The sequence below is a fragment of the Vibrio sp. genome (assembly GCF_038138445.1).
Classification (GTDB): domain Bacteria; phylum Pseudomonadota; class Gammaproteobacteria; order Enterobacterales; family Vibrionaceae; genus Vibrio.
This window is the reverse complement of record NZ_JAYQDQ010000022.1, coordinates 23,623-50,055: the sequence shown is the minus strand read 5'-3', so window position 1 is coordinate 50,055 and position 26,433 is coordinate 23,623. Positions and strand designations below refer to the sequence as shown.

Below are 26,433 nucleotides of genomic sequence, written 5' to 3'. Positions count from 1 at the left end.
TGATGGGATCATTCAATTGATCTGCCGATTAATGTTTAACTGATCGGCATTAGTGCCAGTGCACTGCCTTTTGTCAGATAATGCAGCGCTTCATCGTATCGAGCGGCTTGATTACAAGCATTACCAGCCAAAAAGAGCAGCTGAGCATCATTGGGATTTTGCTTAAGCTTTTGCTTGTATATTTCTAAAGCATTATCTGGATGGCCATTAGTTAATGCGGTTTGTGCAAGCTGTAAATCTTGATCGCTAGGCTGATTTTTTGTCGACTGACAACCCACAACAAAGATTCCAGCCCATAAAAGGATCAACAACCGGCTCATAAGCTCTCCAAGGTATCAAATAGGCTTAGGATAACAGGGGCAACGATCATGACCACCACAGGAAGCATGATCAAAACGACAAGAGGGAAAGACATTTTTGCTGGGATCTTACCTGCCCATTCTTCGAGTTCAAGCAACTGATAATGGCGGCTATCTGCTGCTATTAAGCTCAAAGCCTGTGAAAGTGGCGTACCAAACTTCAGTGCTTGACACATGGTTACCACCATATTGTTGATATCGGAAAGTTCCAGCCTTTGATCTAGATTAGTGAGTGCCTGTATGGGCGAATCAAGTACGGCCATTTCTGTCGCAGTCTGACACCATTGACGAGAAAGCGCCGAAGAAACGTGTGCCATTTCTTCGCCCACAACTTGAAATGCTCTCTCAAGCGTCAAGCCAGACGCAACACACACAACCATAAGATCGAGTGCATCAGGCACCACCCTAGCGACTTGGCAACGAATCCTGTCCACCCATACTTTTAGTAAGCGGTCGACTAAGATGCCGAGTAATATAGAAATGGCGACACACTGAGCAACATCTACCATAGACCCTGTTAGCTCTCTCAGAGCAAACCACAGCAATGCGCCCACAACCATGATAGAAAGCCGAAACAATACAAACAGTGTTTCAGCTAAATCGTGATTAAACCCGATTAACGCTAATGCTTTACGACGCTCAGGATTAGCCTTCCAACGCCATTTAATCCTTTGTGAGTTAGCGGTAAGAGACACAGAGCTCACCTGATTAAGGCGACGCTGAACCAAGTCTTGCTGACGCGCTAGCCTAAAACACATCAAGGAACTAAAGACACCAGTAATAATCAAAACAGTCGCTATCATGGTGATCATGAGAACTTCCTATTTTTGGTGAGCGAATGCAGCGTCAACCCACCTAGCGCTAGGCTAATGCCACAATAAATGAGCACCCACTGACCACTTTCGCTGTAGATGAGCAATTCGAACAAGGATGGATCAATCCAAGCAACCGCCAATACAAGAAAAACGGGCAGAAACGACAAAAACTTCGCCGTCATCCTAGGCTCTGAGGTCATGCTGGCAACCTTCTTTCGCATCGCCCGATTGTCATGCAGCGTTCTGCTCAGATTGTGCAAGATATCCCTCAATTGTCCGCCATTACTTTGATTAAGTATTAGCGCGACAGTAAAGTATCGAAAAGTGTTATAGGGCAAACGAGTACATGCCTCATCCAAAGCTTGGCGCAGCGGAATACCAAGAGATAAGTTATCGTTAATGCGAGAAAATTCTCTACCTAGTACCCCCTCTTGAGTTTTCGCTACCTGCTCCAACGCCTGCTGAACAGACAACCCAGCAGAAACCGCTCGGCTCACTAAACCCAAGACCTGTACAATAGCTTTTTCAAACTCTTCGACTTGCTGCCTGCGGCGCAAGGCGAACAAAACGCCAAACAGCCCAATCACACAAGATATAACTAATAAAGCTTGCCAGTACCAATGTTGCGGTGGTAGCCACCATGAAATCAAAAACGGCAATATGCAAGCAGCTAAAGCCAGAAAAAGCTTATCTTGACGTCGCAACAGTACTTGCGTTCGGCGCCAAAAGCCTCCAACTTGCCCTCCTGAGTATCGCGGCTTAACAATAGCTTTTGCTATAGACTTGGGCTGAGCAATATATCGGACTAACCGAAGTTTGATGCACCGACGACGCTGCCAATAGTGTTTCAAAACCAGCAGACTGCCTAAGCACCAAATCGTGAACAAGACTATGCTCATACTGCAAGCCTCATTGCAGCGCGCAGTTGAGAATCAAGTTGATAGTGCTGTGCTTTAGCAACAAAGGAAGGAAGGCGCCGAGCACTGACATATTCACCTAAAATCTTACCTTGGTGATCTTCACCATGAGTATCAAAATGATACAAATCTTGAGTGATATATTGCTCGCTTTCGATGCCAACCACTTCGGTTATCGCGACTATGCGCCGCTTTCCATCACGCATCCTATCAACTTGTATAACGATATCTATCGTATCGGCAATTTGACGACGCAAGGCAAATAAGGGTAAGGTCGATGGCGCCATCATAAGCATATTTTCAACTCTGACTAACGCATCGGCAGGTGAATTGGCGTGCAAAGTAGACAGAGAGCCGTCATGACCGGTATTCATCGCCTGCATCATTTCAAAGGCTTCTTCACCCCTTACTTCTCCAAGTATGATGCGATCGGGACGCATTCTTAATGCATTCCTAACCAGTTCTCTTTGAGTGACTGCAGCCAATCCTTCGGCATTTTCAGAGCGTGTTTCTGCACGCACCACATGAGGTTGCTGGAGTTTAAGCTCCGCCGCATCTTCAATAGTAATAATACGTTCATGAGGAGGTATGCTAAACGACATCGCATTGAGCAATGTAGTTTTACCCGCACCCGTCCCTCCGGCGATGAGCACATTCAATCGGCAACGAACAATGACATCAAGCAAATGCATCATCCCTTCACTCAAAGCATCATTTTGTACCATTTGGCTCAAGGACAGTTTTTCATGATTGAACTTACGAATAGAAATGCACGTTCCATCAAGCGCTAGCGGAGGGATCATCACATTGACACGGCTACCGTCTTCCAAGCGAGCATCAACCAAAGGAGAACTTTCATCAATACGACGTCCTATTTTACTTACAATTCTCCTCGCCATGTTAAGTAATTGTTCTTCTGAGCGAAATTCAACAGCGGTTTTATGCAATCTGCCCAGCTTCTCGATATACACCTCATTGGGTCCATTAACCATGATGTCACTTACGCTGGGATCGTCGATTAAAGGCTGAAGAGGTCCTAAACCCAGCAACTCATCGACCAATTTCTGAACAACCTTAGTGACTTCACGATGACCGAGCGGCAATTGGTGGGTAGCCACCACATCTGTAACCAATGCAAGAATTCTTGCCTCCAACTCATTCGAGCTAAGTTTTACAACCGCACTCGCTTCTATCGTATTCACCACCTTGGAGTGAATAAGCTGGTAATGATCACGAATGGGATCGGAGTGAGGCGTACCTAGCTGAGTATGGCTGGGGGTGTCAATGAGTCGAGAAGACTTAAACATTAAGCGCCCCTCTTCCAAAACTGAAATGATCTCGGGCTTTCAGCGCCCATCACTTCATCAGCTAACAAACAAAACGCTCGGCTGACTTTACGGTGGCCCTTCACAGCGGACTGACCAAGCGCGCTTTTGTTTAAAAAATGTAAAGGAGCAAAGGGGATTGAGACATCAATTTCAGCGCCCAAAGCACGATGAATATCGTTTAATGTTAATAATGACGCTTTATCAGATTTAGTATGATTGACCACCAATAAGTTCTTTCTGTTGAAAGCCGCTTGCTCCCCGGAAGATAAAATACTCAATATCTGTCCAGCATTACGAATCGCGGCCAAACTGGGCTCTATGACCAAAATACGCACATCAGAGCTCTTCAATGCGCTCATACCTACTTGATCTCTCAGTGAAAACGCCGGGATATCAAAAATTAGACTGTCTGTGTGCTGTAAACAAAACTTACTAAAATGCTCAAGCGCTTGTTTTTCTGGCCAAAATGGATCGCTATCCAACGGCAGATAACCAGTTAGGAGCGACAGATTTGTATCTACATTTATGCTGCTTCGCTCAAAAACCACAGGTTCGAGACGTTCAGGATATTGCAGCATTTCGACCAATGCCGCGTTGCCTTGCACGTCAAAATGTAAATCCAGATCGCCTGCTGAAAAATCAAGGTCAGCGACCATCACTGACTGCCGCCTCTCGCTCAAGATTCGAGCTAAACTGGCGACAACGGTCGAAGTCCCGACCCCACCTTTACAACCAACCACAGAAATACGACTGCCCATTGACTGAGTTTGCTGCTGGTCATGAAAATCCACCGCCACTAAGCCATGTTCAAGCACAGGAGTAACCAAATATTCAATCGCCCCTGCTTCACAAATAGCACGATAGTAAGGGATAGTCTGATCATCACCGATGGCAATCACTTTGCAACCCGTACGACGATTCATATCACTCACCCAGCCACGCGCCTCTTCTATAGGCATACCCATTACATCTAGGGCTATCACATCATGACTGTCCGATAAGGCTTGCTTAATGAGTAGTTCTCTATCCATAGCAACTTGAGTCAGTTGGGTTATCCCACGCTCAGCAAACGCCAAACTTAAGTGATAAGTATCAAGGGAAGGAGAGGCCGCGACTAATACGGAAAAGTTATCGACTTTCATCATTGGTTACCTGCTGTAATACCGACACTAGAATCCGAGTTTTGGCTGCTACTATTGTTCGCCGAAGGGCTGACATAAGCATCGATAGCAGCAACTGCCTTTTCGCCATTGGCTGGCCCCAAACGCTCTCCCACAATCAATTCTTTCGGATTGACAACCATTTGAGCAAGAGCAGCCGCATTAGTGCAGCCATAAGCCTGATGTGATTGATATTGGTTAAATACTACTGGCTGCATTTTGCTGGCTCCGCAATTTGCCACTTTGGCGCGAAATGATTCAACGATAAGCTGAATATCACCTTGCTGAGATGGGCTTGCGTCCTGGTTACTTATTTTGCTTTTACTAATGCCGCGAGCTAGTAAAACTTGATGTATTTTCTCTAATTGATCACGTCCCTTAGCTGAGCCACTAACCAGCTTGACACGCAAACCATAGGGATTACCGCGTCTAGCAATAAAATCTTCAACTCTAAGGATTTGCTCAGTAGATAGTTCATTGTTATCAAGTGTAAGAGTCAGCTTATTGGTGACAGCAACAACATCAATGGCAGGTTGTTTAGCAATACGGTCATGCACGCAGCCACCCAGTACCAATAAAACCGGCAAAACAAACAGATTTAGTCTCATCTTCACCTCAGTAGTAAAATCCATTATCACCTAACAAACGCGGTTTGCGGTTGTCGGTATAAGTTGCATCACCGCTGGCTGCGGCATTCTTTTTACTCGGCAGTGCTAATAACCTTTCTAGGTCGCTCTGGGGGATCAAAGTATCCGTTGGTAAAGGAAAGTTATTAGAGCGGGTAGGCTCAACCAGATAAGCCGTCGCAATGATGATCAGCTCTGTCTCTCGACGCTGATATTGGTTAGAGCGAAATAGAGTACCTAAGATTGGAATATCCCCTATTCCTGGCACTTTTTGTAACTGATCGATTTCACTACTTTGTAACAAACCACCAAGAGCAAAACTTTGTCCGCTCGCCAGCTCTATCGTGGTTGAAGCCCTACGCGAAGTGAAAGAGGGCAGCACATTACCATTAAATACGGCTTGGTTGTCCACCGAGACACTGCTCACTTCCGGCTCAACTTTTAGACTGATTCGATCAGGGCCAAGTACTATAGGTTTGAAGTTAAGATTAACGCCAAAAGGACGGTATTCAACCTTTGCAGTATCGCCTTGAATCAAAGGAATTGGCACTTCTCCCCCGACAAGAAAACTCGCTTCTTCACCTGAAATCGCCGATAGGTTGGGCTCTGCTAAAATCGACATATCACCCGTCGATGCCAAGGCATCAACTAAGGCACTAAAGTTAGGTTTAGTCCAACTGCTGACACCTGATGGTTTGTTGTACATAAAACTGCCAATCACATTCTCAGCGCTACTCCCTTCCCCCATTAGTGATCCCCATTTAATGCCTAATGTATTTGAGACATTACGAGAAACTTCTGCAATTCGAACACGTATATTGACTTGGGTTGGCATGGTGACAAGTAGCTGGTTGATCAGTTCATCATTGTTCTCAGAGCTTGGCTCGGCTTGCTGCGTTGATGAGCTATCAGATTGAGAAGAATCACTCTCATTTGAGCCTTGGGACGCAGTGATCGGAGATAGATAGCCTTTCGCCACATTGACTATGCTATGTGCCATAGCTGGACTTGGTACTGAACCTTTCAGCCATAACTTTCCACCCAAAGATTCAGTCTTGACTGAGGCCTCAGGAAACTGAGTTTTAATCAGGCTATCTAACTCTTGAGTATCATGAACAACACGAATTTTATTGCTGTATATTACCTGCTCTTTATCGTTCAAAATGGTCATTGTCGCCGTGCCAGCCTGCTTACCAAATACCATTAATTTGGTATTTGTCATTGGCTGATAGTCAGCAATATGCGTGTTAGAGATAAAAATCGATTTTGCCTTTTGGGGCAAACGTACCATTTGCGCTTCATTTATGTTTACTTCAAGCGCCGACGCCCAAGAAGAGCATGTGAAAAACAAGCTAGGAAGCAATAACAAGCCCCACCAGCGCAGTAATGTAGTCATTGGTTGTTCCTGAAATTGTTAGTTATTTTTGTTATTTGGACGGAGCTCAATCAAATCCACATCTGGCGCGATTATTTTGCTTTGTGGGTTAAGCTGCGTCGAAATAATCATGGAATTAACGGGTTCCGTCAAGTTCGGTTCTCCAGCACCACGCAAAGATAAAGTAAGCCGACCAAGTTGATTGGCTAAAACAATTTGTGTTGCTTGCTCTGGCGTAACTTCAAGTGAGACTGAACTGTTGTCAGGTATTTTGGCGCCGTAGTCTCGGCGCTGCTCTTGAAACCCTTCTGATGATGACAAGTTGTTAAAAGCAAGGATGCGCACATTATGCGCAATAGTGCTAACATATAAGCCTTCAACTTGGTTGTCATACTTTTTCAGTTCACTGAGCTTTGACGCCAAGAGTAACACGTCAACTTTATCTCCCGGTTGAACAAAGCCCGAGTTAGCTGTGACTTGATCAACAGGTACGGATATAGCTCGATAACCTGACCTGACTTTTAGTGCCAGTGATACACCGCCTCTAGGTGGCGTTAAATCCGCAGAACTTATCACCTGACCTTTCTCAATCGCAATATGCGCAACCCCAGCAGAAAGGTGAGCAGACTCAAGCTCATCTTCTGTAATGTAATCTAAATAATCATCCAACTCATTTTGGGGCACTGCCTGCCAACGAAACATGGTGGCGCTATACACATCGCCTGCTTCAATATTTTGATTTGAAACCAGAACTCGCTTAAACACCGCTGCAGCTTGGTTAGCCTCAGGGGACTGTGGCGTGGGTGAGTTTAAAAGCAGCAATACTATCCCTATCCCTGACAATAAGATAGACATCAACATCAATCGCTTCGCTGTCATGACTTGTCCTTGTTTGTCTTTTTAATTGCCTGAGTCTTGAGTCTGTTCGAGTGACTCAATCACAGTGTCATAGGCGCCAACAATTGCTCTTGTCAGCTTGCCATCGCTGCCACCCACAAATGAGAGTAGAACCACAGACATGGCCGCGGCTAAAATAGCGTATTCAATCGCTGCTGCCCCACGTTGCTTTGTATTACGTAACATTAATAAACTCCTGAAAATGCTGTTCAGTCTCATTTAGACTTAAGGTGTTGCGATAAAACGGTATAGGTATCTATCATTAGATAACGATACTTGTTTAACCTCTCCGAGAACGAAATCAAAATAAATAGGTTTACTTTGTGTTGGAAAATCAGTGAAGTATTGTTCGCGGATAAGAGTGCCGAATGGATCTTTTACACCATTGTAAATCAATACATTCCGCTCAACAGGGATTAGATTACCTAACTCACTAACGCTGGGAAGGCGCCAATTCGACAAACCACAAACTTGCTCTGATGTTTGAGCGTCTAGGTTCTGTGAGGTCCTCATAATCAACCCATCGTGTGTCTCCGCGTTTATCAAACAGTTGCCAAACATGGCCAGTAATTAGATTTTTTGCGCAGCTTGCCTCTTCGCGGTTTTCCACCGACCCACCACTTACATCCAAATATTGCCATTGATTAGGTAAAGTGTTTTCACTCACAAGACGCACTAGAGCCGCCATGTTGTTAGCTGGAAAGGACTTAGATTCCTCGCTGTTACTTGTTGATGCATAAACATACGCTGTTTGTTTGCCCTCTTTCTCTGGCTTGGAAGACCAATAATAAACTTGCTGATTGTACGGATGATTAACAAATACATTGGTGTCGATACTAAGACCTTTATCACTAGAATATTCTGAGGATTTAACATAGCTAGAGGCTAAGCTTTGTAACTGAAGTATACTTGGCACTTTCCAATCACTGACCCCGCAAAGTGCCTCTTGATTGACTTTTGAAATATACCCTTGGGGGCCTAACACATTTTTGCTTTCATCACGGCTGCCTTGATACGCGAAATACTCAAGTTCGTTTGCTTCAACGTTAGGCAGTAACATCCAAATTCGTCTTCTATCGCCTGAGCCAAGCTCTAATACGCAGCGCCAACCTTGCTCGTAGGTGGCATCTTCGGCCAGATACAGCCCTACTTTGTCCAACTTGGCATACTGTTTACCGGCTGCATCAACAATAATGGCTTCAGATCGCGAGACAACCTCCCCTGAGTTTTGTGCCTTTTCCAATGCCGCTACAATAAGTTGCTCTATCTTTTCCTTGTCGTAGTGACTCAACAAATCGTATTTATCTATCAGCGCCAAGGCACCATTACTTTTGAGGTTTGGTAGACTCTCAAGCCAAGCCGTTAGCTCAGTCCTTAATTGCTGAGAAGTAAAAAAGGCCTTGTGGATACGATTGGCGCCAATCTGTAGGTTTTTACCGTCTGACTCCTGAGACAGCACCGCTATGCTACTGGCAATAATATCATTTTGCTGATGAAGCTTAGCTAGGCTATCAAACGCTTGCAGCTCTTTGAGTAAAGCTGCTGCGACTATAAAGTTATACTCATATTCACGCCAGTCACTAACATAGTTGTTCACCTTTAACACAAACTCTTGGCTTATCCTGTCGCTACGATTTTTTGCCAGAGTCGCTTGCTGAATAAAGAAAGTCATCGCGGGTTGGTGCCCAGAATAGATATCTTGCCATGATGCCAAGGCGCTGCTTAATAGAGTTTGATACTGGGCGCTGTCAACACTGAGTCTGGTGTAATCAACTGAGGTATCATCTAACAAGCTAAGCAGATTCACCACAGCATCACGAATTTGTTGTAAACTACCAGCTTGCTCACTTAATCGAACTTTCTGGGTAAGCTGGGCACCATCAATCTCATCGACTAACTGAGCGCCAGCAGGCAAAGACCAAACAGCAAACCATTGGTGAGAGAGATCGGGACTAATATCACCTTCACCTGATTTTTTAATAGAAACGAGAGTTTCATTTCTAGCCGCAGCTAGATAACCTGAAAGGCTATTGATTACAACACCTCTGACTTTTTCATCAACCGTACGACGTCGCAACCTTTTTGCTTCATCAGCCTCGATAAGTCCCCACCCTTTAATGCCACAAACATCCAATTTGGACGCTTGGTCATTTGTCTTCTCAAATGTATTACTTTTCAAGCGTTCACTCGTAATCCAAAAAATAGGCTCACCAGATCCATCTAGATTATATTCTGCAACGCAATTCGCTCGCGTGTAGTCCCAGCCACTATCGCCAAAGGTCATCACTTGGTTTATATTATCCATAGGAACAAATTGCAGTGCTACAAACTCACCTCGACTGGTGCTAGTGGCAAAAAGAGTCTCGCTAGGCGGAGTTGGCATACCTTCCATAGCATTTTGTTTTACGCGTATACCAACCTTATTTTTCGCATATGCTTGCGGGCCAATAAACTGAGGTTTGGAAACTACCGTCTGCCAAGTACTTCCGCCATCAGTGGTATATTCATAGTGCTCAGGTTGATCGAATGTTACTGGCGAGTTCCAAATACTCACACTGAGGTCATCCCAAGAAATCATATTCCCGTAGATAGGGTTATCATCTGACGTCGATAGAATGTCCATTTTCTCTGGTGCTGGGAATTTGGGATTATTGCTAGAAGAAACATTATCTGTCGTCGTGTTAGCGGCAAGGTTAGTAGCGTCAAGCTTAGGATCCGACTCATTTCCTCCTCCACATCCAGCAATAAAAGCCGCACAGGCCATAATACCAAAGGTTTGGGCGACTATTTTCACGACCAATTACTCCTAAAACTTTGTGTTCCCTACAAAATCAGGCCGAGATAGTAATGCAAATGATATTTACTATCAATATCATTTGATCTTTTATTTGCACAAGTGATTAAATAAGCGCACACGATAACACTTTAAACCAAATTTGGTAAACAATTGATCAAAATGAACAAACTACCATCACCGCGCGTGATAGCCATCGCTGTTTCATCAGCAATCTCGCTTTATGGATGTGGCGGCAGTGACAGCTCAGACAGTACTTCGCCAACGAAGAGCTATGCTCACTACAATCAAAAAACATGCGCTGATACAAATTTTGATGGCCAATGCAGTCAATATGAACAAAAAGTATTACTAGGCAGTGGTTACCCTAAGATGCTCAATGTTGGTGGAGCTATTCTGACTGCTCCCGGCGAACTTGATATTATTTCTCCCTTTACAACCTTAATACACAGCGAAATGCTTTATAATCCCGCAGTTCAAGGGCAAGTCGTCAATGCTAAAGCTTACTTGCAGGCCAAATTAGGCAATTATGTTGGTGTTAATTTCGACACACTCGATATCAATTACGGACCTAAAAGTGAGAGCCAAGTCTTAACTCAATCGCTTATTCAAGCACAACAAAGCGGTCCAAATGGCGCTTCTCCTTTGGTCAAAATCGCTCATGCTCTTGATGTGATGATAAAGTATAAAACGCTTGACCTTAGCTCAATAAACTTAGACAAAGAGAGTTCACAACAGTTGAACCTTGATGGAGCGGTTCTTATACATGGGTCTCAGGAGGAAAAGGGACTCAAGTCACTTAAATCGATTGCACTAAACCCAGCCAACAATAAACTCCTTTATCTCGACGACTTGGATACGGTTAAAGAACTGAGTGCTTCAGTCAAAAGAGCAGCTGGCTCAGCGACTTACCTGCAAGCGCCCTCAGAGGGAGCAATAGCCCCAAGTTCAATAACAAGAGCAAGTCTCAGAAGTGATGACCATCACGAATCAGACTATGATAAGGAACACGACGATTTTGGTGGTAACGCAAGTAAACTGCCATATTTTGAAAAGGATGCTTCTCGAGAGTTAAAACAAGTATTACCTGCATTAAATGGCGTACAATCCTATAAGCTTTATAACCCTCAAAACCACGCTATGCAGGCCGATGCATGTGAAGCAAGCGGCGGCAATGGTATTTTACTGACCAGCCTACAAGATAACACTGGCCACGACAGCTCTTCAGAGGCTCCTGACGTAATCACAATTCAACCAGCTATGGCTATTGATACTATCGGTGGGGCATCTGGCAGCGAGTTACCAACCTTGCCACCCGCGCCAGTGGTGATTGAGCCCTCTTCTGCCGCCTGTTACAACGATAACTTCGAATGGATGAAGCCCCTATACAGTCAGAGTAGTATTCTAGCCCGTTGGGATAATGGCTTAGATACAAAAAAGGACCAGCTCTGGCTTTTGGATGAAATAAGCCTAAATAAATTATCATTACTGGATCAAATCTCTGAAAAAAATATCCTTGTATCTAAAGATGAGCAAGACATCCTGCTCATTGCGGATAGCGACAGCCAAACAATTGGCACATTAGAAGCTAAGTTGATCCCACTGACCAATCGAAGTTTTGGCGCTCCATCAATGATCAAACTTCGAAAAGACGACAATTACCCCATTATTACTACCGCCAGTTTCGCTGCCAACCAGCAGATTGTATTTGCCTTACAAGACGAAAATAAAACAAAGCACAAAATCACTTGGGTAAATAAAAGCGCACCGAGTAAACCCTTATATAGTATCCAAGGCCAAGGGGTTATAAAGTATTTAGAATCATCGCCCGATGGTAAGTTTACCGTTGCAGTTACGAAAAAAAATATCTACTTACTTGATAATCAAACGCAGCAGATTTCCAAAACAATCAACTTTGATGCAACCAGCATGACAAACTTATTTGTCCAGAATGATAAAGCGATTGCAATAGGAGAAGGCAAAATTGATTACTTCCAGTTTGCTAATATTTCTGGCCCTCCGCTGATCGTCGCCACTCATTTGATTACCAAACAGTTAGTCAATCAATGGGGAAAAGCCGAGTTAGGTCCAATTACTTTGTATGATATGTTAAACCAAACCCCTCAGTACACTAACTTGGAAGCTCATAACACACTTACTCCATTTGAAAACATTAACTTAGAATGGAATGTATTAGGTGGCCAGATCAGAAGCGTGAACATTAGTGGCACCTACAGGGGAGAAAATATTACTATCACCAAGCCTCTATAAAAGTAAATGTGTTGGTCCTCTCGCTACTTAAAGGCCAACACCCTTTTATTCTCTAGTTCCAACAAACCGATTAGTTCGCCTTTATAAGAACCGACCCAAATTCTACAACATGACGACTAGACATAAGAGACCACTGTCGATATGTTTCTCAATCATTAGGTTATAAAGGATGTTCTGATGACCCCGACTATAGAAACAATTTTATCTCATCGTTCCATTCGTAAGTTTACCGAGCAAGCGATTGACCCTGAGCAGCTAGATACCATTATCCAATCCGGACTTGCTGCATCTTCATCAAGCATGCTTCAAGTGGTCTCTATTATTCGCGTCACTGATTTAGACAAACGTAAAACCTTAGCAAAGCTCGCTGGCAATCAAGCTTATGTAGCAAGCGCAGCGGAGTTTTTGGTATTTTGCATCGATTATCACAGGCATTTTACTATCAACCCTAAGGTCAATGCTGAGTATACAGAACTCACTATCATTGGAGCGGTAGACTGTGGAATCATGGCTCAAAACTGCCTTTTGTCTGCTGAATCACTAGGGTTAGGAGGCGTCTATATTGGGGGGCTTAGAAATTCGGCATCTGAGGTCGATGAACTTCTCGAATTACCGCAGCATTGCGCCGTTTTATTCGGATTGTGCCTTGGCCATCCTGATCAAGATCCACAAATCAAACCTCGACTACCAGCGAAAGTGATCATGCATGAAAATAGCTATCAAGCTTTAGATTTATCCAACATTGATAGTTACGATAGAAAGATGCAAGACTACTACGCAAGTCGCAGCGCCAATCAAAAGCAAAGTATTTGGTCTCAAGAAGTGACTAACAAGCTTGCTGGTGAGTCCCGCCCACACATCAAAGGCTACCTAAATCATAAAGGGTTAACCAAACGCTGAGTTCACGATGAAATAAAAAGCAGCACTAACCGCACGTTCTTAGGGGTGTTAGGAGCATGTTTCAATGCTAGTGCTGCATAAGTTATTGATTTTTTGCTTTCAGTTGATCTTAAAGCCATCAACCAAATCAGGATGACCACTGACATAGGTTAATTAAGTTCAAAATCGCACGCCGCTCCCATTTAGACTGAGCAAGCTCTAGCCTAGCATAATAATAGGTGGCCATCTGGTTATGCTTGTTCGTATTCATCATTTTGTCCTATCTGGTTGCCTCAGTCATTATCACGCCTTATGAGGAAACTTAAAACTGAGACATTTTAAAAATACCTTTCCTAATTTTGATAAAAACAACCATAAACCCACTAAAATCGACTGTATTCTGATAAAATAGGGAAAATAACACTTCAATAAAATGCTTGTTTTGGAGCCCAAATGTCAGATCTCAATTTGCTGCGCTATTATGCACGCCTTGAACCATTAGGCGTGGGGGAAGATATTAAAACAGCGCTACCAGATGTCGCTGAACGGCTATTTACTAGCCATCGCCATGCGAGAAACTTACTCAATCAAATGCAACAACTAGAATGGCTATCATGGGTCCCGAAAGTGGGAAGGCATCAAAGGTCAACTCTTGTGCTCAACTTAACACTGCCAGACCTCAAATCTCAGTTGGCAAGCAAACGCATACGACAGGGACAGTACGAACAGGCCTTAAACATTCTCGATGATGATCAAAAAGCGTTTGGGCGTTTGCTACAAAGTACGTCAGGGGCCACCATACGTGAGGGACTACTACATATACAGCTGACTTATAAACGCTCTTTTGAACGCATAGTGCCACACCAATTACAGCGTTCTAGCGAACGTTATCTACTCAGGCAAATATACTGCTGCCTAGTGAGTAGTAACCTAGAAGGTCACTTGGAGCCTCAACTAGCTCACCACTGGCAATGCGAAAACAAGGGGCATCAATGGACTTTCTACCTTAGGCCTGCATTGACCTTCCATAATGGCGCCGCCATTGATGCCGATAGTATTGTGAGTCTTTTTGCTAAGCTTTCGACATTGGCGAATTACCATAATGAACTGGCTCACTTGGAAAGTGTTACTTCACCACTACCGAATAAGGTCGTGTTCGAATTTTCAAAACCCGATCTTGGATTTGGCGGCTTGGTTTCAGGAGTAAAGTACGCCATCCAACCTACCAGCCAAGTCAACAATGCAAACCATTATGGTGTCATCGGCTCTGGACCATTTGAAGTACGAGAACACAAAGAAGATCGCCTTTGTCTGCAAGCATTCGAGCGCTATTACGGCTGCCGTGCCTTAACTGACCAAGTCACTATCTGGAAACTGGACGAAAAAGAGCTGACGAATAGACAAATTCAAACCAACCAACCTGGCGTACAAGACAATAACGAGTGTGAGTACCACCTTTCTCACACAGATGACGCTCAACTTCAAAGCAATAGTCACAAGTCACGCCTCGAAGATGGATGCATGCTAGTTTTATTCAATCAATCTTCTCCCTCTACGCTTGATGACAGCCAAAAGCGCTATTTATCAAACATACTTAATCCACAGCATGTTTATGACCAGCTCAAACATAACCAGACACTTTTTGGTTGCAGCAAAGCATACAACATACTTCCTGCATGGCCACCTGTGCTAAGGCCACAAGTACCCGAAGCTGACCTTCCCCCACACATAGACATTGCTGTCTATGACTACAGAGCGCTGATAGACTGTGCTCTCGCCATTAAAAGCATATTAAATAAGCTGGGTATTGAAGCTAGAGTTAGTACCTACTCGTATCGTAAGCTTTATGAAATGTCGCAAAACAACCAATTAACCGAAACGCTAGTCGTGACCAACATTAACTTGGATGATAATCGCCATTCTTCAACCTTTTACAACTTGTACACTAATCCGGTACTTCATGCTTGTATTGGTCACAAGGCCAAACAGTGGCTCATGCACTCATTAGAAAGAATTCGGGAAACGACACCGCTTGATCGATATCTCGATGCTATAGAGCCCATTGCTTCAACTTTTATTCATCAGTATTGGGTAACACCTTTATTTCACCATCGACAGACACTTCGCTTCCATGGCGTACTCAAAAATGTTGAGTTAACCAACTGGGGCTGGCCCGATATCAAAAATGTCTGGTCAACAGACTAAGTCATTGGAGAGCAAAACAAGTATTGTCATAGAACTTATCACCAAAGCGTCGAATCGGGCCATCTATCACGCAATACATACCAACTCGTTATCCTAGATTTGAAGTTTGATCTCTATCACAAGGCACCCCTTGAATTTCAAAACTGATTACGTATCTTTTTACAAATCAAACACTGTATGGATAAACAGTTGAAAGAGAGTAAACTTCAATTTCACTACTATTTTAATGACGAGTCTCACTCTATGGATGCCATAGTTCGCAACCAGTGCGAGACTGAGATCGTTTCAATACTGTATGAAATAGCCAATATTCTTGATGTTCCACTAGTGATAGAAAGCGAAGCTCGCCAAGAAGGTGGACTGCGTGATATTTGGAAGTTGGCCAATTCAAACGCAGGTATTTTATCTGTCATCGTTGGTATTGCTTCTATCGCGATACCTTTGCTTCCCAAATCAGACTCAGAGTTAGAACGGCTACAAAAAGAAGAATTACGCCTAAGTATCGAAGAGAAAAGACTTAGAATACAGACACTAAAACAACAGGCGAACAAGGATAAAATTGAACCTAAAACCATTAAAAAAGTAGCCGAAGTCGTCAACGAGAATCACAAAGTGATCACGCGCCGATCCAATCTATTTAAACATCTTTGTGCCTATTCAAAAGTCACCAAGATCGGAATCAGCGAACTCGATTGTCATGGTGCACCATTAACCCCTGAATCATTGATCAGACGATCCAAGTTCAAAGCATTTGTACTGCCCTCCCATCGATTACCAGTACAAACCTTTGATGACACAACTATTGAAATTATTGCTCCTGTACTTGGCGAAGGTAAATATAAGTGGAAAGGGATATGGCAAGGTCAAAATATCAACTTTGCCATGTGTGATAAAGAGTTTAAACAAAGCATTCTGAATCAGAAAATGAGTTTTCAAAGCGGCTCCATTATCCGCTGTATCCTAAAGCTGAGTTCTAAGTTAGATCAGATAGGAGACATTGTGATTACTGGGTACTCAGTCACTAGCGTGCTTTCCTTCGGTGTCGATGAGACTCCGAAAGGCAAAATACATCGCCACCAGAAAAAATTCGAGAAAGCGCAGCTTGATTTGTTTGAAAACACATAGTCTGCGCTAAGAAGGCAAACCGATTGGAATAGTGACACGAATGCGATGTTCATCTGGGTCGAGCGCCACGAAGCTAACACCATAGGACAACTCCTTCGGATCTTGCGCAAAATCAACCGATTGTTTTTTCCAACTATGATACAAAGACTCAAGCTTAGTTTGGTCTTCAACCAATATAGATAGCTCAGCCCCACCACCCGTTATACGGCTTGTCGGCACTAAATTTGAGTTCTGCTTTAATAGTACTGACATATTGTTTGCAAACTTGATTTCCATACAGGTAGGAGAAAGAGATCTCGACTCACAACCAAGCACCTTGGTATAAAAGCCTTGGCTAATTTGGATATTTTCTACATAAAGAACATAGGTATCAATAGTTAACATATTATTTCCTCAACTGATAAAGTAACTAAGCAGTGGCATTACTATAATCCACCCCACTGTCAGAACCTGTCAGTAGGCTTTATCAAACTTAAAATATTATCCTTGGTGAAAATAGAGTTGAGTGCGTTTAGTACACGGTGGGTAGGTGATGTTGGCTGACTTAACGTTTTGAATATACAGAGCTACTCAATCGAGTTTTCGTCTTTAAGACTCCATTTGTGATAAATTTCTTTAATCTCACTTTCTAAGCCTAAAAAGGTATCCACCATATGTGGGTCAAAATGTGAGCCAGCGTTATTTTGTATTTCACTTAACGCGTCTTCAATTGACCACGCCCTTTTGTAGGGGCGCTCCATAGTCAACGCATCAAACACATCGCAGATGGCCACAATCCTAGCGCCTTGTGGTATTTCTTCCCCAGCTAAGCCTTCTGGATATCCTGTCCCATCCCAACGTTCATGATGATATTTTGCCACCTCTGCTCCCAACTGGAATACAGGATTGGAAGACATAGATAATATTTCATGGCCAATTTCCGAGTGCTTTTTCATCACTACCCATTCATCTTCAGCCAGAGGCCTTGGCGCTTTAAGTATCGCATCAGGTATTCCGATTTTACCCGTATCATGTAAGGGCGCAGCAAGTTCTAATAGGTTGTAATTCTCATACTCCCAGCCCACCGCTTTGGCTAATAACTTGCAGTACTCGGCCATGCGCCAAATGTGACTACCTGTATCTGTATCATTATAATGGCCCGCAACACCCAGCATTCTAATCGCCGATAGAGCCAAAGAGTCAACTTCAGCCAACCGCGTTAGAGACAGGTGAGTCGCCACACGGCGAAGCACAATAGCAGGAGAGAAGGGCTTAGTGATATAGTCGACCGCACCTAAGTCAAAACCCATTGACTGATCATCTGTGTCATCTTTAGCTGAGATAAAAATAACCGGAATATAAGCCGTTTCTGGCTCACGCTTGAGCCTTCGACACACTTCGAATCCATCCATCTCCGGCATCATGATGTCGAGTAAAATAATATTAGGCTGAGGCGACGTATTTGCGAGCTTTAGAGCCTTCTCACCGCTTGTTGCCGCTCTTACGGAATAGTTACCTTTCTCCAGTACGCTTTTCAGAATGCGAATATTATCTGGAACATCATCAACCACTAAAATCGTTTTATCCATTTTAGCCCCAACCTTTAACCCTGAATGCTAGACAGTATTTTGTCTAGACACTCTAGAGCTTCATCACTGTCATAGATTTCAACCGCTTCATTAAGATGTTCTATCTCAATAGCAGCGACCTGTCCTTGTACCATGGCGACCAAACTGGCGATGCTATCTTCTTCAAATTCGCCCAGTTCTAGTTGCTCCCTAATTTCTTCGCCTAAAGTTTTTACTCGTTCAAGGTCAAAGTCCTGAGATACAATGGGCGAAGCATCAATTTGAGTGTCAATAAGCGCAATAGATTCTAGAACCTGCAGCAAGGCGGATGAGAGCTCAGTCCATGATTCAGGAGCAATGTCCTTATCTTGTTGCTTAAACGCCTGCTCAAAGGTAAAAGCAATTTTAGATAAGCGGTGTGCCCCCAAAGAAGCAGAAGCCCCTTTTAAGGTATGTGCGGTAATTTCTCCCTGCGCATAGTCTTTGTCCTGCCACAAGATTTTCAAATCACGGAAGGTAGTCTGATTATTCTTCGAACAACTATTGAGAAGTTTGGTATACAACGCTTTGTCATCATTGACTCTAGATAGTCCTTCTTCAGAATCTATACCTTGTAATTCTGGCAGTTCTGCATCGTTATTAACCTCTTCACTCTTTTGAGTAGATGAATGTTCAAAATTTTCATCTTTGAAACTAGGATCAATCCACTTGAGTAACTTACTATACAATTCGCTGGTATCTATCGGTTTAGCAATATGATCATCCATACCCGCTTCTGCACATCGTTCTCTATCTTGCTGCATCGCATTAGCCGTCATCGCTATAATAGGGATCTCTCGATGGGTGGGTTGTTCCCTAAGTACTGCTGCAGCTTCTAAACCGTCCATCACAGGCATTTGTAAGTCCATAAGAATAATGGCATATTCACCATCAAGTGCCTTGTCCACCCCTTCTTTACCATTGTTGGCCACTTCCACATTAAGACCAACACTTTCAAGTAATTCCACAGCAATGATTTGGTTAACTTCGTTATCTTCCACCAATAACACGGGCGCTCCGCGAACACTGGCAAAGCTTTCATACAAGGCTTCTGTTTCATTTTTATGGCCGATACTGTCACTCATCACAGCCTTGCCTATAACTTCCATTACCGTATTGAGCAATGCAGAAGCATTGACTGGTTTAACTAAAAAGCCATCAATTTTTGCTTCAGAGGCTTTAACAACCACTTCTTCTCGGCCGTATGCCGTCATTAAAATGATTTTCGGCGAACAACCTATATCTAAGTTTTTAATAATCTCAGATGCTTTGATGCCATTCATTTCTGGCATTTGCCAATCCATCAGCACTAACTCAAAAGGTTTATCATCACTGACTGCTCTTTTAACCATATCAACCGCTTCAAGGCCATTGACTGCTGTTGTAATATCGAGCGAGTATGCACTTAAAAGTTCTCTGTTAATTTCACGTGCACTCTTATTATCATCAACAACAAGAGTTTTCATACCCTTTAATTTCTTCCAGTTGGTCGCCCTCTCCTGCTGGCTTTCAAACTCTTTGTCCAGCACGCCAAATTCAGCAGTAAAAATAAAGCTACTTCCCTCTGTGTAAACACTTTCTACCCAAATCTCACCCTTCATCATTTGGACTAAATTCTTACAAATGCTTAGCCCAAGGCCTGTACCACCATACTTTCTGGTTGTTGATGTATCAGCTTGACTGAACGCACTGAAGAGTTTTTGAATTTGCTCTGGTTTTAGGCCAATTCCGGTATCTTTAACCTCGAACTTTAACTTCACGCTGTCTGTAGCAGAGTTACAGCTGCTTATTTTAACGATGATCTCTCCCTGCTCAGTAAACTTAATCGCATTGTTACACAAGTTAGTCAGTATCTGACCAAGGCGTAAAGGATCACCAATCAAGTAATTAGGCATATCTGGAGGGGTAGAGAAAATCACTTCTATGCCTTTTTCTTGCGATTTAAGGGTTATGATGGTGCATAGATCATCCAAAACCTTATCAAGCTGGAAAGGAATAGACTCCATCTGCATTTTGCCAGCTTCAATTTTGGATATATCAAGAATGTCATTGATAATGCCCAGCAATGCACGACCCGCTGAATTTATCTTGCTCACGTAGTCATGCTGCTTGGAAGTGAGTTTGGTTTTGAGCACAAGCTCACTGAGTCCGATAACGGCATTCATAGGTGTACGAATCTCATGGCTCATATTAGCGAGGAAATCGCCTTTGGCTACATCTGCTTCTTTGGTTCTTTCCAAAGAAATTTGTAGTTCCCGCATTAATTCATGCTGAGAAAGTTGATTCAATTTTCGGCGCTGAACTCCCACATGATCGAGAGGAGAAAAACTAGGGTGTGGGATTTGCTTAAATGCCGTGATTGTGTGGGCATTATTACTGGCAGTATCGACGCTAAAATCTTCAAAAATATAATCATAATTCATGGAGGATATTGAACCCGAGTCACTACTCAATACTAACTTAATTCCCCATTTACCTACTCTATTTGCAAAATAGATCGCAGCATCAAAACGATTGGAAGTAGATAACAGCTTGTGGCAAACCTCGGATGCCGCAGTGGCAAGGCGCACAGCATTCACTCTAGAATATTGACAGCTTAAGGCCAGCTTTTTAATTTTATTTCTAAAATCAACAATGGATTGGCTATCTTCAATGCTGTATTCAGCAAGCTTTACGTTATCGTGAGTGGAAGCTTGCTCAAGTTCCTTTAAAACGGTTTCGAGATTCATGTGCCATTTACGACCTCTTAGTTAACCCGAATGACTAAGCACGTAGCATCATCTGACGTCTTAGCGAACCTCCGAGTGATGTTTTGGGCAATAGTTTCAGCATTATCAGTATAGATGCTTGGGTAGTCTTTAGGATCAAAATTAGTAACAATCCCATCAGAATAGAGAATCACAATTTCCCCCGGAGTAAGATGGACTGTATTTTCCACTGGAGTGCGTATTTGATACCCAAGAACCCCCTGCTGACAAATAAACCTTTGCACCTCTTTGCCTATCTTACACATGAAAATATTGCCAATACCGACATAGTCAAAGCGCAGTGAATCTGTATCAAGCTTAGCAATAATCGCAACTCCACCATTTGTACTGCGCAAACTATCATGCAATTGCTTCATTATGCTTGTCAGCTCTCCCTGATGGACCTGCTTTAACAAGCTGCGAGTCATGCTTGCGATTCTATGGGCACTTTTCCCATGACCCGCACCATCAAAAAGGCTGACGAAATACCCATTCCCATTTTGTTGAAAAAAGGCATCATCCCCATTGACGTCTGCAAGTGGTTTTTCACTAATCGCGATTTCAATGTCTGCCATCATTATCTCAGCCATTTCCTTACCGTCACTTCCGTTCCTTCACCAAGCTCTGTTTCTATATGTAAAGAATCCATTAACCTTTGGGTACCTGGTAGACCAACACCCATGGTGCCATGGGTACTAAAATTGTCACTTAGTGCTTTATTTACATCGTGAATGCCTCCACCATGATCCTTAGCAATAATTTCAATGCCTTTTTTTGCACCCTCTTCTAGATACTTGATGTAGAGAAGTCCTTTGCCCGCATGATTAAGAATATTGCGGGTAAGCTCACTAACAGCAATTGAGATCATGTATTGGTCGACTGTTGAGAAACCCAGTTTTTGAGCAAACTTCTTCGCATCCAAACTGGCATAGCCAACATCAGAGTCAGTCACTATGTCTATTTTGACAATATTATTCACCCTTAATCCAACCTCCGACCCATCAAATATACTCGTGACATTTATAGTTCGTTTAGCTTTGATATGTACGCAGATAATCTAAAGCCTCTTCCATATTTCGCTTTGTTTTTAGGCAACTGGTGTCTAAGTTGGAATCTATCATCGACGCGATAATGCCAGGACTTAAACCTGTTATTGCCGCCTGAGAGCCCATCACATTAATCATATTGGCCGACTTGATAAACACGTCCCAAAGAGAGCTATCGACAATATCTACCCCAGAGAAATCAATAACGACCCCTGTCACATGTCTACTTCCCAGCGCATCCAAAATCACTTCTTGGACTCTCTTCGCATCATCCACCGACAGTTCCTCTTGTATAGGCACAATCAAGCATCGACTCATGTCGTGAACGACGACTTTTATCATGTCACTCTGGGTATTACTCATGCCATTGTTCCTGATGATCTTCACTTTGAGACAATGTGTAACCAGCTATTTTGAATGAATTGTTGACGCCTTCTTTTAGTGTGGACTGGGTCACCACATCATTTAATTCAATCCCAAGATTGACTATTGCCTGGGCAACGACAGGAGAAATACCGGTGACAATACACACACACCCCATCAAACGTGTCGCCTTGGCAACTTTTAAAAGGTGATTAGCTACCGCACTATCCACTGTGGGAACCCCTTGGATATCAATAACGATCACACGAGCTTCAAAATCGATAACTTTTTGCAGCACTGCCTCCATGATCATCTGGATTCGGTTGGAATCAATTAGCCCAATAACAGGTAACATGAGTACTTTGTCCCAAAGCTGCATAACAGGCGTCGACATCTCCATTATCATGGACGCTTGCTTAGCCCTTTCCTCAGCCATTTTCTTCCTATCTGTAATATCAGAAGCGACTTTAAGTACCTTATAAGGTTGCCCCTTGATATCTAATACTGGATTATAGGTAGCTTGAATAAAAACCTCGCGACCATTTTTGGCAATACGTTTAAACTCCCCTGAACTGAACTCACCTGCACCAAGGTTTCGCCAAAACTCCTGATATTGCTCTGTCTCGCTGTACTCTTTTTCACAAAAAAGTCTATGATGTTTACCTTGGATTTCTTTGAGGGAATACCCCATAAGATCAAGGAAATTTTGATTGGCCGTTATTATGGACCCATCCAAGTTAAACTCTATCGTTCCGAGTGATTTATCGATTGCGTCCGCTTTGGCTTGAGCTTCATTAGTGATTTCTTTGTACTCTGTAATGTCTGATGCGACTTTAAATACCTTAACGGGTTTACCTTGATCATCAAATACTGGGTTATAAGTCGCTTGGATAAAGACCATGTCACCGTTTTTCGTAATACGGATATATTCCCCTGAGCTAAATTCACCTTTACTAAGCTGTTGCCAAAACTCTTTATATTCTTCACTTTGGTGATACGCTTTTTCACAAAACATCCTGTGATGCTTCCCCTGAATTTCATCCAGTGAATATTGCATAAGATTGAGAAAATTCTGATTAGCGGTAATTATGGTTCCATCCAAATTAAACTCTATGGTAGCAAGCGATTTGTCGATCGCCGAAATACGGCTGCTTGACTTCATGCTAGCAAGTTTATTTTCGGTGATATTTGTAGCAACCTTTATCACCCTAATGGCTTTGCCTTTATCATCAAATACAGGGTTATAGGTTGCCTGAAGGTAGATTTCTTTCCCTCCTTTAGCCACACGCTTATATTCGCCAGAATCAAACTCACCTTTTCCTAACTTAAGCCAAAAGTCCTTGTAAGCTTTGCTTTTAGCATGAGCAGGCGTAACAAACATTCGGTGGTGTTGCCCTTTTATTTCATCAAGCGTATACCCAACAACATCGAGAAAGTTTTGATTTGCGTTATATATGGTGCCATCAAGCTCAAACTCTATAACACCTTGGGAGCGGTTAATCGCATTGTAGACACTTTCATATAGTGCTGACTCTGTGTCAAAACCTTGATTTGTTTTTTTCATTGTCACTCCTTTGAATAATTCCGTCCCAGAAAACTTCAAGTAACTCGGTCGCTTTAATCACTAAACTATAGATTAATGCTTACAAAACAGCCTAGCTCAATTCTAACCATTATCGACAAATTTCACATATGGCTCCGGTTAACTCAGCGCACAAATTGTCACTTTCCTTTCATTTAAGTGCTTGATACAGAGTTAACTTACTACTGCATCTTTATAAAATTGGCTATTCTTAATACATAACTAAACGACATGTAACATAAACAGGAATCAACTCATGACTCAGGACAACTACAGCAAGCTTTCTGACAGCGAACTTGAGTATGTGGATGATAAAACTGCCGCCTTATTACTCAATACTCCCAGTAGTGCCCGTATTATGCTTTGGGTAATGGTGTTATTTTTAATTTTCGCGGGGGTTTGGGCGTCTTGGGCACAGATTGACAAGGTAACCGTGGGAGAAGGAAAAGTAGTCCCATCTTCTCAAGTTCAAATCGTTCAAAACCTTGAAGGTGGTCTTGTTAAAGAGATTTTAGTGCAAGAGGGACAAGCTGTTCAAAAAGGACAGCAGCTACTGTTAATAGACGACACACGTTTTCGGTCCGACTTTCGCGAACGCGAACAGCAGATTGCCAACCTCACCGCAAGCGTGTTGCAGCTATCTGCCTCAATTACTAGCGTGACCATCAATGCAAAGTTTAACCAAAGCTCTTGGCAAAAAAGCGTCGAAATTAATTTTAATAAGCTCGCTTTCCCCCCTTCTTTAGCTGAGAAACAGCCTCGCCTTGTTGCAAGACAAAGAGCTGAATATCAACAAGATCTCAACAACCTCAATAACCAAATTTCAGTCATCGACCAGCAAGTAAAACAAAAGCAACAAGACCTGGTAGAAATACAAGCTAGAGTAAAGAATTTACGTGAGAGTTATAATTTTGCCCGCAAAGAGCTTGAAATCACCAAACCACTTGCCGATGAAGGCGTAGTACCACAGATAGAATTATTGAAACTACAGCGACAAGTTAATGATACCCGTAGGGAAATGACGTCTAGTGAGCTTAAAGTACCAGTACTCAAATCTGCTATCCAAGAATCCATGTTAAGCCGTATTGATGCTGCGCAAAAGTTTCGTTCCGAGCAACAAGAAAAGCTCAACCAAACGCAAGACAAACTCTCCGCACTTACAGAATCGAGTGTCGGTTTAGAAGACAGAGTCAACCGAACCATCGTTATCTCCCCTGTCATTGGGACGGTAAAAACTCTTAATGTAAATACGGTCGGTGGGGTTATCCAACCAGGCATGGACATTGTGGAAATTGTGCCCAGTGAAGACACATTATTAGTAGAAGCCAAGATAGCTCCTCAAGATATTGCCTTCTTAAGGCCAAACTTAAGTGCCATTGTGAAATTTAGCGCTTATGATTTTACTAAGTATGGTGGACTCGAGGGCAGCCTTGAGCATATTAGTGCTGACACAACCACGGATGAAGAAGGAAACAGCTTTTATCTTGTAAGGGTTAGAACCAAAGAAACAAGCCTAAATAATGATGCTTCATTACCCATAATACCGGGCATGACAGCATCAGTTGATATAATTACAGGAAAGCGCACAGTGATGGAATACTTACTAAAGCCTATCTTCGGAGCCAAAAACAACGCACTCAAGGAATAACAATGCCAGCAACTCTACTTACTTATTTGCATAGACAGTGACGAAATGAAACTTCTGCTCTCACTTCTATTGTTTATTATGGTCTCAACCGCTTCACAGGCACTCAATACCCAAGAACAACGCTGGGTTGATGCGGTTAGGAAGACATATGGAGAGCGAGCAGGAAAAAGAGTCGAAACTTGGCGTCGTGAAATGGTCCAATTCAAAGGGCTACCAGAGAAGGAAAAGTTGGTGAAAGTAAATCGCTTTTTCAATCAACTCAATTTTGTCAATGATGATAGGCTGTGGGGCAAGAAAGACTATTGGGCAACTCCACTTGAATTTTTGGGCAGTAATGGCGGCGATTGCGAAGATTTTACTATCGCAAAGTATTTTTCACTGCTTGAGCTTGGGGTCTCAGATAAAAAACTCAGGCTGGTCTACGTTAAAGCAATCACGCTAAATCAATTCCATATGGTACTGGCCTACTATTCGAAACCAAGCGCAGAACCTATTTTGCTCGATAACATTGATCCACAGATTAAAAGAGCGTCCAAACGCCGAGATTTATTACCGGTATACAGCTTTAACGGTAAAAATCTATGGCTAATGAAATCGAAGAAAGGGCAACTGGCCGGGAAATCATCAAGACTAAGTTTATGGAATGATCTCAGGGCTAGAGAGAAATCACTCAAATTGAATAAACCAATTTTGAAATACGATGAGTAGGC

The 26,433-nt window shown here is 42.9% G+C and carries 24 protein-coding genes; 6 read left to right on the top strand and 18 right to left on the bottom strand.

Going from position 1 to position 26,433, the window contains the following annotated elements; genetic code table 11:
• Nucleotides 1–35 precede the first annotated feature (35 nt).
• The 11 genes from AAFM34_RS08390 to AAFM34_RS08340 are packed head-to-tail and all read right to left on the bottom strand — an operon-like array spanning nt 36 to nt 10,271.
• A complete protein-coding gene (locus tag AAFM34_RS08390) occupies nt 36–320 on the bottom strand; it encodes a CDC27 family protein (RefSeq protein ID WP_341661836.1) in 285 nt (94 codons plus the stop codon).
• Entirely contained in the window at nt 317–1,171 is an 855-nt protein-coding gene (locus tag AAFM34_RS08385; RefSeq protein WP_341661834.1) for a type II secretion system F family protein, read from the bottom strand. Before AAFM34_RS08385 ends, AAFM34_RS08390 begins: the two co-directional genes overlap by 4 nt.
• Nucleotides 1,168–2,073 carry a type II secretion system F family protein gene (locus AAFM34_RS08380; protein ID WP_341661832.1) on the bottom strand — a complete coding sequence of 302 codons (906 nt, stop codon included), beginning with the start codon at nt 2,071–2,073 and terminating at the stop codon, nt 1,168–1,170. Before AAFM34_RS08380 ends, AAFM34_RS08385 begins: the two co-directional genes overlap by 4 nt.
• On the bottom strand, nt 2,070–3,398 hold the full coding sequence (locus AAFM34_RS08375; RefSeq protein ID WP_341661830.1) for a CpaF family protein: 1,329 nt from the start codon (nt 3,396–3,398) through the stop codon (nt 2,070–2,072). The genes AAFM34_RS08380 and AAFM34_RS08375 overlap by 4 nt, the downstream gene beginning before the upstream one ends.
• The gene (locus tag AAFM34_RS08370) at nt 3,398–4,564 is read right to left on the bottom strand and encodes a P-loop NTPase (RefSeq protein ID WP_341661828.1); all 1,167 of its coding nucleotides are present in this window, start codon (nt 4,562–4,564) and stop codon (nt 3,398–3,400) included. The genes AAFM34_RS08375 and AAFM34_RS08370 overlap by 1 nt, the downstream gene beginning before the upstream one ends.
• On the bottom strand, nt 4,561–5,187 hold the full coding sequence (locus AAFM34_RS08365; protein WP_341661826.1) for a CpaD family pilus assembly lipoprotein: 627 nt from the start codon (nt 5,185–5,187) through the stop codon (nt 4,561–4,563). Before AAFM34_RS08365 ends, AAFM34_RS08370 begins: the two co-directional genes overlap by 4 nt.
• Nucleotides 5,188–5,194: 7 nt before the next feature.
• On the bottom strand, nt 5,195–6,601 hold the full coding sequence (locus tag AAFM34_RS08360) for a type II and III secretion system protein family protein (protein ID WP_341661824.1): 1,407 nt from the start codon (nt 6,599–6,601) through the stop codon (nt 5,195–5,197).
• 18 nt (nt 6,602–6,619) lie between these two features.
• Entirely contained in the window at nt 6,620–7,459 is an 840-nt protein-coding gene (cpaB, locus tag AAFM34_RS08355; protein WP_341661822.1) for a Flp pilus assembly protein CpaB, read from the bottom strand.
• Between the two features lie 21 nt (nt 7,460–7,480).
• Nucleotides 7,481–7,663, bottom strand: coding sequence for a Flp family type IVb pilin (locus tag AAFM34_RS08350; RefSeq protein WP_114784101.1), 183 nt, complete (start codon nt 7,661–7,663; stop codon nt 7,481–7,483).
• Nucleotides 7,664–7,702: 39 nt separating this feature from the next.
• Complete coding sequence (locus AAFM34_RS08345) at nt 7,703–7,939, bottom strand: hypothetical protein (RefSeq protein ID WP_341661818.1); 237 nt, start codon at nt 7,937–7,939, stop codon at nt 7,703–7,705.
• On the bottom strand, nt 7,911–10,271 hold the full coding sequence (locus AAFM34_RS08340) for a DUF1566 domain-containing protein (RefSeq protein WP_341661816.1): 2,361 nt from the start codon (nt 10,269–10,271) through the stop codon (nt 7,911–7,913). The genes AAFM34_RS08345 and AAFM34_RS08340 overlap by 29 nt, the downstream gene beginning before the upstream one ends.
• A gap of 162 nt (nt 10,272–10,433) precedes the next feature.
• Here AAFM34_RS08340 and AAFM34_RS08335 point away from each other — a divergent pair, with 162 nt between their 5' ends.
• From AAFM34_RS08335 to AAFM34_RS08320, 4 genes are all read left to right on the top strand, one after another.
• Nucleotides 10,434–12,542 carry a hypothetical protein gene (locus AAFM34_RS08335; RefSeq protein ID WP_341661814.1) on the top strand — a complete coding sequence of 703 codons (2,109 nt, stop codon included), beginning with the start codon at nt 10,434–10,436 and terminating at the stop codon, nt 12,540–12,542.
• Between the two features lie 177 nt (nt 12,543–12,719).
• Nucleotides 12,720–13,442 (top strand): oxygen-insensitive NADPH nitroreductase, encoded by a 723-nt coding sequence (gene nfsA / locus AAFM34_RS08330; RefSeq protein WP_341661811.1) that lies wholly within the window; start codon nt 12,720–12,722, stop codon nt 13,440–13,442.
• A gap of 432 nt (nt 13,443–13,874) precedes the next feature.
• Nucleotides 13,875–15,626: an SgrR family transcriptional regulator gene (locus tag AAFM34_RS08325; protein WP_341661809.1), complete on the top strand. Its 1,752-nt coding sequence runs from the start codon at nt 13,875–13,877 to the stop codon at nt 15,624–15,626.
• A gap of 177 nt (nt 15,627–15,803) precedes the next feature.
• A complete protein-coding gene (locus tag AAFM34_RS08320; RefSeq protein WP_341661808.1) occupies nt 15,804–16,751 on the top strand; it encodes a hypothetical protein in 948 nt (315 codons plus the stop codon).
• 6 nt (nt 16,752–16,757) lie between these two features.
• On the opposite strand, the gene AAFM34_RS08315 is transcribed toward AAFM34_RS08320, so the two are convergent.
• The 7 genes from AAFM34_RS08315 to AAFM34_RS08285 all read right to left on the bottom strand — a co-directional run bounded on the left by AAFM34_RS08315 (nt 16,758) and on the right by AAFM34_RS08285 (nt 24,057).
• Nucleotides 16,758–17,135, bottom strand: coding sequence for a glyoxalase (locus tag AAFM34_RS08315; RefSeq protein ID WP_341661806.1), 378 nt, complete (start codon nt 17,133–17,135; stop codon nt 16,758–16,760).
• A 182-nt stretch (nt 17,136–17,317) separates the two neighbouring features.
• On the bottom strand, nt 17,318–18,319 hold the full coding sequence (locus tag AAFM34_RS08310; RefSeq protein ID WP_341661804.1) for an HD domain-containing phosphohydrolase: 1,002 nt from the start codon (nt 18,317–18,319) through the stop codon (nt 17,318–17,320).
• Nucleotides 18,320–18,333: 14 nt separating this feature from the next.
• On the bottom strand, nt 18,334–21,066 hold the full coding sequence (locus tag AAFM34_RS08305) for a response regulator (RefSeq protein ID WP_341661802.1): 2,733 nt from the start codon (nt 21,064–21,066) through the stop codon (nt 18,334–18,336).
• A gap of 17 nt (nt 21,067–21,083) precedes the next feature.
• Nucleotides 21,084–21,674 (bottom strand): SpoIIE family protein phosphatase, encoded by a 591-nt coding sequence (locus AAFM34_RS08300; RefSeq protein ID WP_341661800.1) that lies wholly within the window; start codon nt 21,672–21,674, stop codon nt 21,084–21,086.
• The gene (locus tag AAFM34_RS08295) at nt 21,662–22,063 is read right to left on the bottom strand and encodes an anti-sigma regulatory factor (RefSeq protein WP_341661798.1); all 402 of its coding nucleotides are present in this window, start codon (nt 22,061–22,063) and stop codon (nt 21,662–21,664) included. Before AAFM34_RS08295 ends, AAFM34_RS08300 begins: the two co-directional genes overlap by 13 nt.
• Before the next feature lie 52 nt (nt 22,064–22,115).
• Nucleotides 22,116–22,493 carry an STAS domain-containing protein gene (locus tag AAFM34_RS08290; protein WP_341661796.1) on the bottom strand — a complete coding sequence of 126 codons (378 nt, stop codon included), beginning with the start codon at nt 22,491–22,493 and terminating at the stop codon, nt 22,116–22,118.
• A complete protein-coding gene (locus AAFM34_RS08285) occupies nt 22,486–24,057 on the bottom strand; it encodes a PAS domain-containing protein (protein ID WP_341661794.1) in 1,572 nt (523 codons plus the stop codon). Before AAFM34_RS08285 ends, AAFM34_RS08290 begins: the two co-directional genes overlap by 8 nt.
• A 274-nt stretch (nt 24,058–24,331) precedes the next feature.
• Between AAFM34_RS08285 and AAFM34_RS08280 the strand changes: the two genes are divergently transcribed.
• On the top strand, nt 24,332–25,723 hold the full coding sequence (locus tag AAFM34_RS08280; protein ID WP_341661792.1) for an HlyD family type I secretion periplasmic adaptor subunit: 1,392 nt from the start codon (nt 24,332–24,334) through the stop codon (nt 25,721–25,723).
• Between the two features lie 45 nt (nt 25,724–25,768).
• The gene (locus AAFM34_RS08275) at nt 25,769–26,431 is read left to right on the top strand and encodes a transglutaminase-like cysteine peptidase (RefSeq protein ID WP_341661790.1); all 663 of its coding nucleotides are present in this window, start codon (nt 25,769–25,771) and stop codon (nt 26,429–26,431) included.
• Nucleotides 26,432–26,433 lie beyond the last annotated feature (2 nt).

Coding starts and splice junctions, on each gene's coding strand:
- AAFM34_RS08385 (WP_341661834.1), bottom strand. CDS start 1,171: ATGATCACCATGATAGCGACTGTTTTGATTATTACTGGTGTCTTTAGT.
- AAFM34_RS08375 (WP_341661830.1), bottom strand. CDS start 3,398: ATGTTTAAGTCTTCTCGACTCATTGACACCCCCAGCCATACTCAGCTA.
- AAFM34_RS08390 (WP_341661836.1), bottom strand. CDS start 320: ATGAGCCGGTTGTTGATCCTTTTATGGGCTGGAATCTTTGTTGTGGGT.
- AAFM34_RS08285 (WP_341661794.1), bottom strand. CDS start 24,057: ATGAAAAAAACAAATCAAGGTTTTGACACAGAGTCAGCACTATATGAA.
- nfsA (WP_341661811.1), top strand. CDS start 12,720: ATGACCCCGACTATAGAAACAATTTTATCTCATCGTTCCATTCGTAAG.
- AAFM34_RS08275 (WP_341661790.1), top strand. CDS start 25,769: ATGAAACTTCTGCTCTCACTTCTATTGTTTATTATGGTCTCAACCGCT.
- cpaB (WP_341661822.1), bottom strand. CDS start 7,459: ATGACAGCGAAGCGATTGATGTTGATGTCTATCTTATTGTCAGGGATA.
- AAFM34_RS08290 (WP_341661796.1), bottom strand. CDS start 22,493: ATGAGTAATACCCAGAGTGACATGATAAAAGTCGTCGTTCACGACATG.
- AAFM34_RS08325 (WP_341661809.1), top strand. CDS start 13,875: ATGTCAGATCTCAATTTGCTGCGCTATTATGCACGCCTTGAACCATTA.
- AAFM34_RS08335 (WP_341661814.1), top strand. CDS start 10,434: ATGAACAAACTACCATCACCGCGCGTGATAGCCATCGCTGTTTCATCA.
- AAFM34_RS08315 (WP_341661806.1), bottom strand. CDS start 17,135: ATGTTAACTATTGATACCTATGTTCTTTATGTAGAAAATATCCAAATT.
- AAFM34_RS08360 (WP_341661824.1), bottom strand. CDS start 6,601: ATGACTACATTACTGCGCTGGTGGGGCTTGTTATTGCTTCCTAGCTTG.
- AAFM34_RS08380 (WP_341661832.1), bottom strand. CDS start 2,073: ATGAGCATAGTCTTGTTCACGATTTGGTGCTTAGGCAGTCTGCTGGTT.
- AAFM34_RS08320 (WP_341661808.1), top strand. CDS start 15,804: ATGGATAAACAGTTGAAAGAGAGTAAACTTCAATTTCACTACTATTTT.
- AAFM34_RS08280 (WP_341661792.1), top strand. CDS start 24,332: ATGACTCAGGACAACTACAGCAAGCTTTCTGACAGCGAACTTGAGTAT.
- AAFM34_RS08310 (WP_341661804.1), bottom strand. CDS start 18,319: ATGGATAAAACGATTTTAGTGGTTGATGATGTTCCAGATAATATTCGC.
- AAFM34_RS08350 (WP_114784101.1), bottom strand. CDS start 7,663: ATGTTACGTAATACAAAGCAACGTGGGGCAGCAGCGATTGAATACGCT.
- AAFM34_RS08365 (WP_341661826.1), bottom strand. CDS start 5,187: ATGAGACTAAATCTGTTTGTTTTGCCGGTTTTATTGGTACTGGGTGGC.
- AAFM34_RS08305 (WP_341661802.1), bottom strand. CDS start 21,066: ATGAATCTCGAAACCGTTTTAAAGGAACTTGAGCAAGCTTCCACTCAC.
- AAFM34_RS08370 (WP_341661828.1), bottom strand. CDS start 4,564: ATGATGAAAGTCGATAACTTTTCCGTATTAGTCGCGGCCTCTCCTTCC.
- AAFM34_RS08300 (WP_341661800.1), bottom strand. CDS start 21,674: ATGGCTGAGATAATGATGGCAGACATTGAAATCGCGATTAGTGAAAAA.